This is a genomic window from Parvibaculum lavamentivorans DS-1 (assembly GCF_000017565.1).
GTDB classification, from domain to species: domain Bacteria; phylum Pseudomonadota; class Alphaproteobacteria; order Parvibaculales; family Parvibaculaceae; genus Parvibaculum; species Parvibaculum lavamentivorans.
Genome location: NC_009719.1, coordinates 1,885,137 through 1,900,000, shown reverse-complemented (window position 1 = coordinate 1,900,000; position 14,864 = coordinate 1,885,137). Strand labels below are relative to the sequence as shown.

The following is a 14,864-nucleotide window of genomic DNA, read 5'->3' as shown; positions in this document are numbered from 1 at the left end:
CCCGCGCGCTGCAGGAAACCGCAGCCCTTCTGCCCACGGATGATCTGCTGGCGGCGGCGGAAACGGAAACGGCGGCAGCAACGGCCGAGCAGGAGCTCGCGGCCGTCTCTCTCGCCGATCCCGGCCTCTTCCTGCCGCAGACGGAAGAAAGCCTCGCCGCGGAAGCCGCATCGCTTCCCGCCGCGCCGCTCGAACCGCGCGCAACGGAAACCACCGTCTCCCTCGCCAATGGCGAGACGCTGATGGAAGTGCTGCAGAACGCCGGCGTCGATCGCATCGACGCCTATCACGCGGTCGCGGCCATGACGTCTTACTACAGCCCGCGCAAACTCCGCGCCGGCCAGGAGATTTCTCTCGCCTTCATGGAAATGCCGGATGGCATGATCGGCGAGGAAGGCGAAACGCCGGCGAAATACCTGACCGCCATTTCACTGCAGCCCGACATCGAACGCGCGATCGAAGTAACGCGCAACGAAGACGGCAGCTTCGGCGGCCGCGAAACCATTCGCGAATTCACGGAAGGCTTCGTGCGCGCTTCCGGCACCATCAACAATTCTCTCTTCCTCGACGCGGAACAGGCGGGCATCCCGCCGCAGATCATCATTGAAATGATCCGCATGTACTCCTACAGCGTCGACTTCCAGCGCGAAATCCAGCCTGGCGACAAGTTCGAAGTCTATTTCAGCCGCAAATTCGACGAGATGCAGCTCCCCGTGAAAGAGGGCGACGTCCTCCACGCATCGCTCACCGTCGGCGGCAAGACGCACAAGCTCTGGCGTTTCGATCCCGGCAAGGATGGCGAGTGGGACTATTTCGACGAGTCCGGCCAGAGCATGAAGAAGTTCCTGATGAAGACGCCGATCGACGGTGCGCGTCTTTCCTCCGGCTACGGATTGCGCAAGCATCCGATCCTCGGCTACTCGAAGATGCATGCGGGCGTAGACTTCGCCGCGCCCCGCGGTACGCCGATCTACGCCGCCGGCGACGGCACGGTGACACGCGCGAACCGCTTCGGCAGCTTCGGCAACTACATCTCCATCCGCCACGCAAATGGCTATGAAACCGCTTACGCGCATCTCAACGGCTTCGCGCGCGGCGTCAGGGCGGGCACGCGCGTCCGTCAGGGCCAGGTGATCGGTTATGTCGGCACAACCGGCCGCTCGACCGGCCCGCATCTTCACTACGAAGTGCATGTGAACGGCAAGAAGATGAACCCGCTCGCGCTGAAAGTGCCGACAGGCCGCAAGCTCGAGGGCAATCAGCTCGCCGCCTTCAAGAACCTGCGCGCCGACATCGCGACGCAAATGGCCGAAGCGCCGCTTGCAACGAAGGTGGCCGCGGCGGGCGCGAAGGACGATACGCGCACCGCCAACTGACACTCCGCCTACGGATTATTGAAAGGGCCGGGACCGCGAAAGCGCCCGGCCCTTTTGGTTTTCAGGGCCCTCGGGAAGCCAGCAAAATGCCGCTATTTCGGGGATAAGACGGGCGACTGTCATCGGACTGTCACCAAACCGTCATGAGAGCGTTTCGAGCGCCACGAGCCCCCGGCACCGGCCTTATGGCACCGGCCTTATCCCCGCTCCTCGCGCGCCCGCGCGGGGCACTTGTCCCCGGCGGGGATAAAGGGTGGCACGTCGCGACAGGCACGGAAAAACCGGGGATAAGCACCCCGGGAAAGACCTCCCCGGGGATAAAGCACAGGACCGTTCTCTTCCGACAGGAAAGAGAGGATCTCCCCGCTCGCCCGTTCCGGCTCTCGGGCAGCTCGAAATACGACCCGCGTGACGCCCTGTCAGGGCGCATTGACCTTCCGCAGAAACTCCCAGACCGGGATGGCAGCCATGCCGCCGAGCAGCCCGCTCAGGAATGCCGGGATCTCCGCATTGAAAAGCGTGTACCAGAGGTAGCCGGCAAGAACGCTGACCAGAATGATCGCCGCGACCGTGAAGGCAAGTTTCATCCAGAATCCCATCGTTCCTCTCCCTCGCAGGCGCTGCCGGCCGAAAACCGGCGCCGCGTCCCGCCCTCCGGACTCTAGCCCGCGGAGGTACAACTTAAAATGACGTGACCGTCGCATGACGGCGCGATGAACACGAAACGGCCTTCCCCTGCGCCTTACGCTCTGTTGATCGAGACACCGCCATCGGCGAGGAGGGCGCTGCCGGTCACGAAGCTGGAGGCATCCGAGGCAAGGAAGAGGGCGGCACGGGCAATTTCTTCTGGCTGGGCAATGCGCTTCAGAGCGTGCAACCCGACGACAAAGGACAGCGCCTCCGGCGTTGGCGCGGCATCGCGGCCCATCGGCGTGTCCGTGCCACCGGGGAGGAGCGCATTGGCGCGGATGCCCTTCGCACCATATTCGGCGGCTATGACACGTGCGAGACCGACGAGCCCTGCCTTGCTCGACGCATAGGCCGCCATGCCGGGAAGGCCGAGCTCGTGACCGACAATGGTGGAGGTGAAGATGAGCGAACCGCCGCCGCGCGCGAGCATGGCGGGGAGTTGCGCCTGCGCGCCCATGAAGGCGGCAGTGAGATTGGTGTCGAGGGTGAGCCGCCAGTCCGCAAGAGGAATCTCGACCGTGGAAAGAAGGCTACCCGTGGTGGCGGCATTGTTGAAGGCAATGTCGAGACCTCCAAAACGGTCCGTCGCAAGCGCGACAAGGCGCACAGCAAGCGTTTCGTCGCATATATCGCCCGCAAGAGCGACCGCTTCGCCGCCTTGCGCTGTTATTTCGGCAACAAGCGCATCAAGCTCCGCCTTGCGTCGCGCTGTGACGACGAGGCTTGCCCCTTCCTGCGCGAAGAGCAGCGCCGCCGCGCGGCCGATACCGGAGCTCGCGCCCGTGACAATGGCGATTTTCCCGTCGAGCAAACCCATAGGTCTTTCCTTTGCGAGTCAGTGATGATGTCGCCTGAAAAGTCGCGTTTCGGGATGTGCCTGTCTGGCCGGAAACGGACATGGCGCACGGAACGCCATGTCCGTTTCCGGCGAAGGAAAACAAAAAGGCCGCTGGGTTTTCCGGCGGCCTTTTGTCTTTCGGGAGGCGCTGCTGCTCAATGCACGACGCGCAGGCCTTTGTCGTTGTCATAGTCTTCGCCGAAACCGGCGCCGCCGACTTCGTGGCCGTCGATGATGAGGCCCGTGGCGCCGGCGGAGACCTTCACCGTTTCGCCGTCGGCGATCTTGCCGAGCAGCAGGAGTTCGGCGAGCGGGTCCTGCAGGTTGCGCTGGATGACGCGCTTCAGCGGGCGCGCGCCATAGACCGGGTCGTAGCCCTGATCGGCAAGCCAGGTACGCGCCGTGTCGTCGAGCTCGATCTCGATCTTGCGATCCTTCAGCAGACTGCGGAGGCGGCCCATCTGAATATCGACGATCGTATCCATCTGCTCGCGGGTGAGCCGGTGGAAGAGCAGGATCTCGTCCAGACGGTTGAGGAACTCCGGCCGGAAGCGCGAACGCACCACATCCATCACCTGCTCGCGCACGGCCTCCACATCCTCGCCCGCCTTCTGCTCGGCGAGATATTCCGCACCGAGGTTCGACGTCATGATGATGAGCACGTTGCGGAAATCCACCGTGCGGCCCTGCCCGTCCGTCAGACGGCCATCATCCAGCACCTGCAACAGCACGTTGAAGACGTCCGGGTGCGCCTTCTCGATCTCGTCGAACAGCACGACCTGATAAGGCCGGCGGCGGACGGCTTCCGTGAGGGCACCGCCCTCCTCATAGCCGACATAGCCGGGCGGTGCGCCGATGAGCCGGGCGACCGAGTGCTTCTCCATATATTCCGACATGTCGAGGCGGACGATCGCCTGATCGTCGTCGAACAGGAATTCGGCAAGCGCCTTGGTGAGCTCGGTCTTGCCGACACCGGTGGGCCCGAGGAAGAGGAAGGAACCGATAGGCCGGTTCGGGTCCTGCAGCCCGGCACGCGCGCGGCGGACCGCACGGGAGACGGCCGAGACCGCTTCCGCCTGTCCGACGATGCGGGCGCCAAGCGCCTTTTCCATGCCGATGAGCTTTTCGCGCTCGCCTTCCAGCATCTTGTCGACGGGGATGCCCGTCCAGCGGGAGACGACCTGAGCGATATGCTGCTCGGTAACGGCCTCCTCAAGCATTGCACCGGCTTCCTCGCGCTTTTCCGTTTCTCCGAGTTTCTTCTCGAGGCCCGGAATGATGCCATAGGCAAGCTCGGAGGCGCGCTCGAGCTTGCCCGCGCGCTGCGCCTGGACAAGTTCATTGCGCGCGTTGTCGAGCTCTTCCTTGATCTTCTGGGCGGAAGCGAGCTTCGACTTCTCGGCCGACCATGCGGCGGCGAGATCGGCCGATTTCTTTTCGAGATCGGCAAGTTCCAGCTCGATCTTTTCGAGCCGGTCCCTCGACGCCTGATCCTTTTCCTTCTTCAGAGCCTCGCGCTCGATTTTCAGCTGGATGACGCGGCGGTCGATTTCGTCCAGTTCTTCGGGCTTCGAATCGACCTGCATGCGCAACCGCGCCGACGCCTCGTCCATGAGGTCGATCGCCTTGTCCGGCAGGAAGCGGTCGGAGATGTAGCGGTCGGACAGCGTGGCCGCGGCAACGAGCGCGGCATCCGAAATGCGGACGCCGTGATGGAGTTCGTATTTCTCCTTGAGGCCGCGCAGGATCGAGATCGTGTCCTCGACGGTGGGCTCGTTCACGAAAACCGGCTGGAAGCGCCGCGCCAGCGCCGCGTCCTTCTCGACATATTTGCGGTATTCGTCGAGCGTGGTGGCGCCGACGCAATGAAGGTCGCCGCGCGCGAGCGCAGGCTTCAGCAGGTTCGACGCATCCATGGCGCCATCCGTCTTGCCGGCGCCGACAAGCTGGTGCATCTCGTCGATGAAGAGAATGATGCCGCCATCGGCCGAGGAGACTTCGGCGAGCACGGCCTTCAGCCGCTCCTCGAATTCGCCGCGATATTTGGCGCCCGCGATCAGCGCACCGAGATCGAGCGCCATCAAGGACTTGTTCTTGAGGCTTTCCGGCACATCGCCATTGACGATGCGGAGCGCGAGGCCTTCGGTGATGGCGGTTTTGCCGACGCCCGGCTCACCGATCAGCACCGGATTGTTTTTCGTTCGCCGCGACAGCACCTGGATGGTGCGGCGGATTTCCTCGTCGCGGCCGATCACCGGGTCGAGCTTGCCCGAACGCGCATCGGCGGTGAGATCGCGCGCATATTTCTTCAAGGCGTCATAGGCATCCTCGGCGCTGGCGCTGTCGGCCGTGCGGCCCTTGCGGACGCTTTCAATGGCGGCATTGAGCGACTGCGCGGTGATGCCCGCCGTCTTCAGGATTTTTTCCGATTCGGTGCCCGGCGTGAGCAGCATGGCAAGCAGCAGCCGCTCGGCGGTGACATATGAGTCGCCCGCCTTTTTCGCGAGGCTTTCGGCCTGATCGAAGACCTTGGCGATTTCAGGCGCGAGATAAAGCTGGCCTGCGCCTGAACCCTCGACCTTCGGCATTTTGGAGAGCGCCGTCTCGACACCCTGCAACGCCTGATCGGGACGGCCGCCGGCGGCGCGGATGAGACCCGCAGCCAGGCCTTCCTCGTCGTCCAGCAGGACTTTCAGGAGATGTTCGGGTGTGAAGCGCTGATGTCCCGAGCGGACCGCGAGTCCTTGCGCGGACTGAATGAAACCGCGGCTGCGATCCGTATATTTTTCCAGATCCATTATCTTCCCTTTCAAGCACGCTTCCGAAACGGCCGGGAATGCACGTCCCGCGTCGTCTCATGCGCCTTATCCGACGGCACAACCCTCTTCGAGGCATTGAGCTCGATCAGATATTGGCGTTGCCCGGCGGCCACACAAGGGGCAAGCTCCCGGTCAGTTTGCCGCAGAAACCTGCCGGATTCATTACCGGCGAGCGAGGGACCCTCATGGGAGATAGCGCCACAATCGTCGGCCTCTACCGCTACCCGGTCAAGGGTTTATCGCCCGAGCCGCTGGCGGAGGTAACGCTTCAGGCGGGAGAGACTTTCCCCTGGGACCGCGCTTTCGCGATCGAAAACGGCAAGCATGATTTCGATCCGGCAAACCCGAAGCATTTTCCCAAGATCAAATTCCTGATGCTGATGCGCGATGAGCGGCTGGCGGCGCTGAAAACGCATTTCGACGATGCGACCACGACGCTGACGGTGGCGAAGGACGGGAGCGAGGTGTTGCGCGCCAACCTGATGACGCCGGAGGGACGCACGGCGCTGGAAGACTTCATGCGCGGCTATATGGAAAAGGAATTGCGCGGGCTTCCCCGCGTCGTCCATGCGCCGGGCTTTTCGCATTCGGATGCACCGGCGAAGCTCGTCTCGATCATCAACATGGCCAGCGTGCGGGCGCTGGAGGAGAAGATCGGCGCGCATGTGAACCCGCTCCGCTTCCGCGCCAATATCTATCTCGAGGGGCTGGAGCCCTGGGAGGACCATGAATGGGTGGGACGGCGCTTCCGCCTCGGCGAAGCGGGCTTTACCGGCATTCACAAGACGGTGCGCTGCGCGGCGACCAATGTCGACCCGGCGACGGCGGCGCGCGACATGGAAATTCCGGCGGCCCTGATGAAACATTGGGGCCATGCCGATCTCGGCCTTTATGCCGAAATAAAATCGCCGGGCACATTGAAGCCCGGCGATCGTCTCGTGTTCGAAGAATAGAGTAGAGCCTAGTCGGCGCTTTCGACCGGGGCGGCTTCGGCGCGCGGCGCATCGCCACCCGCTCCACCGGCGGCATCGCTGCGCGGCCGGCGGCGGCGGTTCTGGCGGCGGCGCGGCTGGCCCTCGCCCTGTTCGCCACCTTGCTCGCCACCCTGATGGACGGGCTGGCCGGAGGGTTGCCCCTCATCCTGACCGCTTGCCTGCAAGGCGGCGCGATCCGCCGCTTCATCGCCATCGCCCGAGGACTGCGCGGAGCGGTCGTCATGGCGGGGCGCATTCTGGCTGCCATTATTCTGGCTGCCGTTATTATTGTGGCCGCCATTAGTCTGGTTGGGATGTTGCCCGCCATTATTGTTGTGGCGCTGCTGGCCTTCCTGCTGGTGCCAGGGCTGGCCCCGATGGCGCGGCTGCGGACCGTCAGGCGTGTAATCGCCCTCGTTCTCGCTCTCCTCGTCTTCGTCCGGCCGGTAGCCGAGGCTGCTCTGCTGGCGCTGCTGGCCTTCCTGACCCTGCTGGGTCGCCATCAGCAGCCGGTAATAGTGCTCAGCGTGCTGATAGTAGTTTTCCGCGGTTACGCGGTCGCCCGCCGAAATCGCATCACGCGCGAGCTGCTGGTACTTCTCGCAGACGGTTGCCGCGGTGCCGCGGACCTTCACGTCGGGACCGTTGCTGTCGTAAGCCCGGTTGGCCGAATGCTGCTGTGGCTTGCGGCCACGTCCACGAGAGCGCTTGGCGTTGTTTTGCCCCTGCCTCATATCGTCTGATTTCTCGCTACTGGTTCAACTGCAATTCAGTGTGATCTCTGTTCTTGAGATAGCGTCGTCACGGTCGGCCGTGTCACACACACGGCGGCCGATCCAGCTTCGCGGGAAGACATACAAAGGTCTTTTCGCGAGATGGAGTTTCCCGGCACACGCATTCGCCGTCCTTTTCGGACCGGCCGTTCGGATGCCTAGAAGTTCCGATTGCATATCGCGCCCGTCCAGCCCTGGCGCTTCCATATGCGATCTAAAATGCGGGCCGCCTCCAGCACCTTCCGAACCCGGCCCGGCCGGCTGTCGCTGCCCGGGTCATCGTCCCTGTTTTTCGGAGGACGGGGTTCGAGGAGCGAGGTGTTCACACCCGGCTCGTTTTCCCTAACCAAAACCTAGTACCTGACCGCCCCGATTCCAAACGATTTCTGCCCTTCCGGGTCAGAAAATCATGCCCGTGGCAGGGCTGCAACGAGGGCCCGGGGCACGCCCGAAAGGTCCGGATCGACGCGCAAAACCGCGCATCCCGCCGCCTCGAAGATGCCGCGCACCGCGTCTGCCTGCCCGGCGCCCAATTCGACCACGGCAACCCCCTCCTGCGTCAAAACGTCCGGCAGCGCGGCGGCAATGGCGCGATAGGCATCGAGCCCGTCCGCGCCGCCATCAAGCGCGAGCCGCGGATCGTGGCCGCGCACCTCCGGCTCGAGCACCTCGATTTCGCCGCTGGCGATATAGGGCGGATTGGAAATCACGAGATCGAATTTTTCGCCGAGCCCTTCCATCCAGTTGCCGGGCTGGAAGCGGGCGCGCGCGGCAAGGCCGAGCCGGGCCGAATTCTCCCGCGCGACCTGAAGCGCCTCTTCCGAAATATCGACGCCGATGCCGCTTGCATCCGGCCGTTCATGGAGAAGCGTGAGCAGGAGGCATCCGGTGCCCGTGCCGAGATCGAGCAGGCGGGGCCTGGCGAGGGGTGCCAGACATTTCAGCGATGCCTCGATCAGCGTCTCGCTGTCCGGTCGCGGATCGAGCGTTGCCGAGGTGACGGCGAAGGCGAGGCCCCAGAATTCGCGCGCGCCGAGAATGCGGGAGACGGGCTCGCGGGCGAGACGGCGGCGCTCAAAACCGGCCAGTGCTTCTTCCTCTGCGGCGCTGATCGGCGCCGCCGGTTCGCGGATCATCTCGATATCGGTGGCGCCGGTGACGGCCTGGACCAGAATGCGCGCATCGAGCTCCGGCGTCGGCAAGCCCGCCTGCTTCAGCCGCCAGCCAAGCATCCGCATCGCATGATCGCGGCTCGTCATCACGCCTCGTCGCCCATCGCGGCGAGACGCGCGGCCTGATCCTCGGCGATGAGCGCGTCGATCAACTCGCCCAGCGCCTCGCCTTCGAGCACCTGGTCGAGCTTGTGGAGCGTGAGATTGATGCGGTGATCGGTGACGCGGCTCTGCGGGAAATTATAGGTGCGGATACGCTCCGAGCGGTCGCCGGAGCCGACCTGCCCCTTGCGCGCGGCGGAACGCTCGCGGTCGAGCCGTTCGCGCTCGGCATCGAAAATGCGGGCGCGAAGGATCTGCATCGCGCGGGCCTTGTTCTTGTGCTGGGACTTCTCGTCCTGCTGCGCGACCACGATGCCTGTGGGCAAGTGAGTGATGCGGACCGCGCTTTCGGTCTTGTTGACATGCTGGCCGCCCGCGCCCGACGCACGGTAGACGTCGATGCGGAGGTCCTTGTCCTCGATCTCGACATCGACCTCTTCCGCCTCGGGGAGCACGGCGACGGTGGCCGCCGAGGTGTGGATGCGGCCGCCGCCTTCCGTAACGGGGACGCGCTGGACGCGGTGAACGCCGGATTCGAATTTCAGCTTCGCATAGACACCGGGACCGGAAATGCCGGCGATGATTTCCTTGTAGCCGCCCATCTCGCCTTCGGAAGCGGCGATCAATTCGACCTTCCAGCCCTGATTGGACGCGTAACGCTCATACATGCGGAAGAGATCGCCCGCGAAAAGCGCGGCTTCGTCGCCGCCTGTGCCCGCGCGCACTTCCAGAATGACGTTGCGGTCGTCGGCGGCATCCTTCGGCAGCAGCATGAGCTGCACTTCATGCTCGAGCCGTGGCAGTTCTTCATTGAGCCGTGCGATCTCCTCCTTCGCCATTTCCGCCATGTCGCGGACGCGCAGAAGCTGTTCGGCATCCGCATATTCGCGCCGCCGGGCAAGGAGGTGGCCGATGGCGGCGGCGACGGGCTCCAGCTCCGAAAATTCCTTCGACAGCGCAACGAACCTGTCGCGCGGCACATCGGAATTCATTTCGGACTGGACCGCTTCGAAGCGGGCAATGACGCTCTGGAGTCTCTCTTCGGGGATCATGAGGCTTCTGTCTCGGGGAAAGGGATGGAACGCAGGCGGGCGGGTTTCGATCCAGCCTCGCTAATCCCCGGCAAGCGCGCGCGGCTCAAGCGCAGCTTCGGCGGCTTCCTTCGCCGCTTCGATTTCCCTGGCCTTCTCTTCGACGAGCGATACGAGATGCTCGACGATCTCCTCGTTCTTTATCTTGTGATCGGTGAGACCGGCGAGATAGACCATGCCGGAACCGGCGCCGCCGCCGGTGAAGCCGATATCCGTCTGCTCCGCCTCGCCCGGACCATTGACGACGCAACCGATGACCGAAAGCGTGAGCGGCGTGGAGATATGCGCGAGACGGTCTTCGAGGATCTTTACCGTCTCGATGACATTGAAGCCCTGACGCGCGCAGGACGGGCAGGAAATGATGGTGACGCCGCGATGGCGCAGGTTGAGCGACTTCAATATGTCGAAGCCCACTTTCACCTCTTCCACCGGATCGGCGGAGAGGGAGACGCGGATCGTGTCGCCGATGCCGCCCCAGAGCAGCATGCCGAGGCCGATGGAGGATTTGATCGTGCCGGTCATCAGGCCGCCGGCCTCCGTCACGCCGATATGGAGCGGGCAGTCGATGGCATCGGCAAGCTGCTGATAGGCGGCGACGGTGAGGAAGGGGTCGGACGCCTTCACGCTGATCTTGAATTCGTGGAAATCGTGATCCTGCAGAATACGTGCGTGATCGAGCGCGCTTTCAACCATCGCTTCCGGGCAGGGCTCGCCATATTTTTCCAGAAGATCGCGCTCGAGCGACCCGGCATTGACGCCGATCCGCATCGAGACGCCATGATCCTTCGCGGCCTGCACGACTTCCTTCACCCGCGCCGCCGAGCCGATATTGCCCGGATTGATGCGGAGGCACGCTGCCCCCGCCTCCGCCGCCTCAATGGCGCGGCGGTAGTGGAAATGGATGTCGGCGACGATCGGGATCTTCGTCTCGCGGACGATTTCCTTCAGCGCCCTTGTCGAATCTTCATCGGGACAGGAAACGCGGACGATGTCGCAGCCTGCCTCCTCGATGCGCCTGATCTGCTCGATGGTGGCTTTCGCATCCGAGGTGAGCGTGTTCGTCATCGTCTGGACGGAAATCGGCGCATCGCCGCCCACGGCAACGGACCCCACATGGATCTGCCGGCTCGGTCTGCGCATGATGTCGCGCCAGGGTCTGATGCTGCTGCTCATTTTCTCGGTCGGTTCTCACACACGCCGCGCGGACATGGAGGGCTCACACGGGGGACGAAGCTTCCGGGCGCAGCCTCAAAGGACTGCACCATCGCGCCTTCTCATAGCAGAAATATGGCGCTGCCGCATATTTACCACCCTCCGGCCAGGGAAGGAGGAAGGAGAAGGATTATTCGACTGCGACGTTTTCGCCCTGCAGGCCTGCTTCCGCCGGTTTCGGCATGGCGGCCACCAGATCGGCGTGATCCAGCGATTTGCCGGTCAGGACCAGCGTGGGCGGGCCAGCAAGGCCGAGGGACTGGCCATCGACCATGATCTCGAAGGCGCTGGCATCGCGCGCGACGAGAATGACGCCCGGACGCGAAGGCGCGCGGTAGCTGTCGCCCGCCTTGAAGGTCTGCTCGATAAGAACCTGGCCTGTGCCGTCTTCGATGCGAAGCCAGGCGCCGTCCCGGCGGGCGCGGACGACGACACGGCCATCCACATTCTCGGCGCCGTAAGGCGTGCCTTCGGGCAGCGGCGGCAATTCGACAGCGGCGCTCTCTTCCAGCGCGGCCATCTCGACCTCGCCGCTATCCTCGAGCGGCAGGCCCTCCGCATCGACCGTGGCCGGCGCGGGCGCGGGATCATACAGCGATTGCGGGGTCGACATGTTCTGTTCCGCCGTCGCCACCGGCGCAAGCCCCGGCACACGAACGACGGGAACGGCATCGGCCCTCGGCGTCGCGGCGGAAGCACTATCGCCGCGCGTACCGGGCGACTTCACCTCTTCGACGATGGGAGCGACCGCGGGCGCAGTTGCCGCGGTCCGCGTCGTCATCATCTCGTCGGTGGACTTGGTAAGCAGCCAGCCGCCATAGATGCCCGATGCAACGACGAGCGCCACGATGAGGGCCGTACCCTTGGGCAGGCGGCGCGCCTCGGCGGCATCCGGAAAGTGGAGTTCGGCGGCAGCGGCGGCGCGGCCATCAAGCTCGTCCTTGTACCGCTGGACGATATGCCGGCTGTCGAGGCCAAGATATTCCGCATAGGAACGAACGAAACCGACGGCATAGGCGCGAGCGGGCAACTCGTCGTGGCGGCCCTCCTCAAGCGCTTCGATCTGGTCGCGGCGGATGCGCAATGCCTGCGCGATGCTGCGGATATCGTCGCCCCGGCGCAGCCGCGCCGCGCGCAAATCCGCGCCGACAGACTCCGCCTCGACGGAAACTTCGTTGGTGATGTCGCGCAGATGCAGCCGCCGACGAGGCTCCGACCCATCGTTTCCGGTCGGCAGCATAGTGACTTTGTTCATATTTCCGGGCTCTTCCCGAGCTGAGCCATCTCAATCCGCGTATTTTCGATGCCTATTCGGCCCCACGAATTGCCATGGACGTTTCAAAATGCGACAGCCGCACCCCCGCGAGCCGACTTTCGCATATCGCCCAATGCATCTGAGACCAAGAATAGAACAAAAGTCTTGACAAACCGCAACCGAAGATTGCGCCAAACCATCATTACCAAATTATTTTTCCGGTCCGGACCGGCTGAATCGGGTTCAGATGATGACGCCGTGTTCCTCGGCGAAGGCGGCGAGATGGGCCCGGACACTTCTGTCGGGGAGGCCGTAAAGCCCCTCCATGAAGGCCCCGAGCTTCGTCGCATCGAGCGAACGAAGCATCATCTTGACCGGGCCGATGGCGGCGGGGGACATGGAAACCCGCCTCAGCCCGACGCCGAGCAGCGCCATGGCCTCGAGCGGGCGGCCCGACATCTCGCCGCAGAGCGTGAGCGGCGTGTTGTGGGCTTCGCATTTGGCAACGATATGGCGAAGGAAGCTCAGGACGGCGGGGCTCAGGAGATCGTAGCGCGTGGCCACGCGGGGGTTCCCCCGGTCCGACGCGAAGAGGAACTGGAGCAGGTCGTTCGAGCCGATCGAAACAAAATCGACCAGCGGCAGGAGCGTATCGAGCTGCCAGGCGAGCGAGGGCACCTCCAGCATGGTGCCGATTTCGATGGAAGCGGGCCTCGGCTTGCCGAACTTGTCGAGCCGGGCAAGCTCCTTGTCCACCAGGGCCCGGGCGCGCGTGTATTCGGCGACCTCGGCCACCATGGGGAACATGACGCGGAGCGAGCGGCCCGCCGCCGCCGTGAGGAGGGCGCGGAGCTGATGGCGCAGCAGCGCCGGACGGTCGAGGCTGATGCGGATGGCCCGCCAGCCAAGCGCCGGGTTCTCTTCCTTGAGCGCGGCGAGGTTCATATAGGGCAGCATCTTGTCGCCGCCGATGTCGAGCGTGCGGAAAACGGCCGGCTTGTCGCCCGCCGCATCGAGCACGGCGTTGTAGAGCTCGATCTGCTCTCGCAGGCTCGGCAGCGTCGACGCGATCATGAACTGAAGCTCGGTGCGGAAAAGGCCGATGCCATGCGCCCCCGCCTCTTCGAGATGCGGCAGGTCGACCTGAAGCCCGGCATTGACGTATAGCGAGATCTCCTGCCCGTCGAGCGTGACCGCCGGCTCGTCGCGGATTTCCTTGTACTGCTCCTGCTTGCGGGCGCGGAAGCGGGCCTTCTCCGAATAGGAAGCGATGACTTCCTGCGAGGGCCGCAGATAGACCTCGCCGGTATCGCCATCGACGATGATGGCATCGCCGGGTTCGATATTTTCGAGAATGTCTTCCGCGCGGCCGACGGTGGCGATGCCGAAGGCGCGCGCGACGATGGAGACATGCGCGTTCGGCGCGCCGTCCTCCAGCACAAGGCCGCGCAGGCGGCTCTTGTCATAGTCGAGAAGCTCGGCCGGGCCCATGTTGCGGGCGATGATGATGGCATCGTTCGGCAGGTTGGCCGAGAGCGAGGCCAGCGTGACGCCGGTAAGCTGCCGGAGCAGCCGGTTTGCGAGATCGTCGAAATCATGCAGCCGGTCGCGGATATAGGGGTCCGCCGCGCGCTGAAGCCGGGCGCGCGTATCGTTCTGCACGCGCTCGACGGCGGCTTCGGCGGTGAGGCCCGTCTTCACCGCTTCGAGCATCCGCTGCAGCCAGCCGCGATCGTTTGCGAACATGCGGTAGGCCTGCAGCACCTCGCGGTGCTCGCCCGCATGGGAGAGGTCTTCGGTTTCCAGCATGTCGTCGATCGAACCGCGCAGCGCATAGACCGCCTGTTCGAGACGCTTCAACTCATGCTCGGTATCCTCGGCGATGAGCTTCGTCACATGGACGCGCGGCTCGTGGAGCACGGCATGGCCGAGCGCGATGCCTTCCGAGAAGGAGGCGCCGACGATGTGAACGGAGCTTGGCCGCCCGAGCAGGCGTTCTTCCGGCTGTTCGGTGACGAGATCGGCGGCGGCGACGACTTCGGCGAGCACCATCGCGACCGTCTGCAGCGCCTCGACTTCTTCTTCCGTGTAGTGCCGCTTGGTGCGGTTCTGCACGACGAGCACGCCGACGACCTTGCCGCTCCTGAGGATCGGCACGCCCATCAGCGACTTGTAGATTTCTTCGCCCGTTTCCGGCCGGTAGGCAAAGCCCGGATGCGACTGTGCGTCGGCGAGATTGAGCGGACGCGCATGAGCGGCGATGTCGCCGACGAGACCTTCGCCGACTTTCAGTCGCGTCGCATGGACGGCGGTCGGCTTCAGACCCTCGGTGGCGGAAAGCTCAAGCTCGCGCGCGCCGTTCATGAGATAGGCCGAGCAGACTTCCGCGACCATGTTGGACGCGATCAGCACGACGATCTTGTCGAGCCGCTTCTGCGCGCTCTCCGGCTCCGCCATGACCTCACGCAGCCTCCGGAGCAGAATGCGCGGACCACCCACGGAGCCCGCCATCAGACTGGATCCCGTTTGCAGCGAATATGGAAACGCGCGTTCACCACCCGC

11 protein-coding genes (1 of these 11 only partly in view) are annotated in these 14,864 nt (G+C 64.3%); 2 read left to right on the top strand and 9 right to left on the bottom strand.

Annotated elements, in window-relative coordinates; translation table 11 throughout:
- Nucleotides 1–1,376, top strand: partial view of a M23 family metallopeptidase gene (locus tag PLAV_RS08870; protein ID WP_143710193.1) — the 3' portion only. Its footprint begins 313 nt before the window's first position; only the last 1,376 of its 1,689 coding nucleotides appear in the window; its start codon lies off the left edge, out of view; it ends in the stop codon at nucleotides 1,374–1,376.
- A 419-nt stretch (nucleotides 1,377–1,795) separates the two neighbouring features.
- On the opposite strand, the gene PLAV_RS08865 is transcribed toward PLAV_RS08870, so the two are convergent.
- The 3 genes from PLAV_RS08865 to clpB form a co-directional block, all read right to left on the bottom strand.
- Nucleotides 1,796–1,975 carry a hypothetical protein gene (locus tag PLAV_RS08865; protein ID WP_041535921.1) on the bottom strand — a complete coding sequence of 60 codons (180 nt, stop codon included), beginning with the start codon at nucleotides 1,973–1,975 and terminating at the stop codon, nucleotides 1,796–1,798.
- 143 nt (nucleotides 1,976–2,118) lie between these two features.
- On the bottom strand, nucleotides 2,119–2,883 hold the full coding sequence (locus PLAV_RS08860; protein ID WP_012110664.1) for an SDR family oxidoreductase: 765 nt from the start codon (nucleotides 2,881–2,883) through the stop codon (nucleotides 2,119–2,121).
- A gap of 176 nt (nucleotides 2,884–3,059) precedes the next feature.
- Nucleotides 3,060–5,702 carry an ATP-dependent chaperone ClpB gene (clpB, locus tag PLAV_RS08855; RefSeq protein WP_012110663.1) on the bottom strand — a complete coding sequence of 881 codons (2,643 nt, stop codon included), beginning with the start codon at nucleotides 5,700–5,702 and terminating at the stop codon, nucleotides 3,060–3,062.
- Nucleotides 5,703–5,908: 206 nt separating this feature from the next.
- Here clpB and PLAV_RS08850 point away from each other — a divergent pair, with 206 nt between their 5' ends.
- Nucleotides 5,909–6,676: an MOSC domain-containing protein gene (locus PLAV_RS08850; RefSeq protein ID WP_012110662.1), complete on the top strand. Its 768-nt coding sequence runs from the start codon at nucleotides 5,909–5,911 to the stop codon at nucleotides 6,674–6,676.
- Nucleotides 6,677–6,684: 8 nt separating this feature from the next.
- On the opposite strand, the gene PLAV_RS08845 is transcribed toward PLAV_RS08850, so the two are convergent.
- The 6 genes from PLAV_RS08845 to ptsP form a co-directional block, all read right to left on the bottom strand.
- Nucleotides 6,685–7,431 (bottom strand): DUF4167 domain-containing protein, encoded by a 747-nt coding sequence (locus PLAV_RS08845; RefSeq protein WP_012110661.1) that lies wholly within the window; start codon nucleotides 7,429–7,431, stop codon nucleotides 6,685–6,687.
- Between the two features lie 446 nt (nucleotides 7,432–7,877).
- Nucleotides 7,878–8,729, bottom strand: a complete 852-nt coding sequence (gene prmC / locus PLAV_RS08840) for a peptide chain release factor N(5)-glutamine methyltransferase (RefSeq protein WP_012110660.1) — start codon at nucleotides 8,727–8,729, stop codon at nucleotides 7,878–7,880.
- Nucleotides 8,729–9,796 (bottom strand): peptide chain release factor 1, encoded by a 1,068-nt coding sequence (gene prfA, locus PLAV_RS08835; RefSeq protein ID WP_012110659.1) that lies wholly within the window; start codon nucleotides 9,794–9,796, stop codon nucleotides 8,729–8,731. Before prfA ends, prmC begins: the two co-directional genes overlap by 1 nt.
- Nucleotides 9,797–9,856: 60 nt before the next feature.
- Nucleotides 9,857–11,008, bottom strand: a complete 1,152-nt coding sequence (gene ispG / locus PLAV_RS08830) for a flavodoxin-dependent (E)-4-hydroxy-3-methylbut-2-enyl-diphosphate synthase (protein WP_012110658.1) — start codon at nucleotides 11,006–11,008, stop codon at nucleotides 9,857–9,859.
- Nucleotides 11,009–11,177: 169 nt separating this feature from the next.
- Complete coding sequence (locus tag PLAV_RS18890; protein ID WP_012110657.1) at nucleotides 11,178–12,302, bottom strand: helix-turn-helix domain-containing protein; 1,125 nt, start codon at nucleotides 12,300–12,302, stop codon at nucleotides 11,178–11,180.
- 243 nt (nucleotides 12,303–12,545) lie between these two features.
- Nucleotides 12,546–14,813 (bottom strand): phosphoenolpyruvate--protein phosphotransferase, encoded by a 2,268-nt coding sequence (gene ptsP, locus PLAV_RS08820; RefSeq protein ID WP_012110656.1) that lies wholly within the window; start codon nucleotides 14,811–14,813, stop codon nucleotides 12,546–12,548.
- Nucleotides 14,814–14,864: the final 51 nt, after the last annotated feature.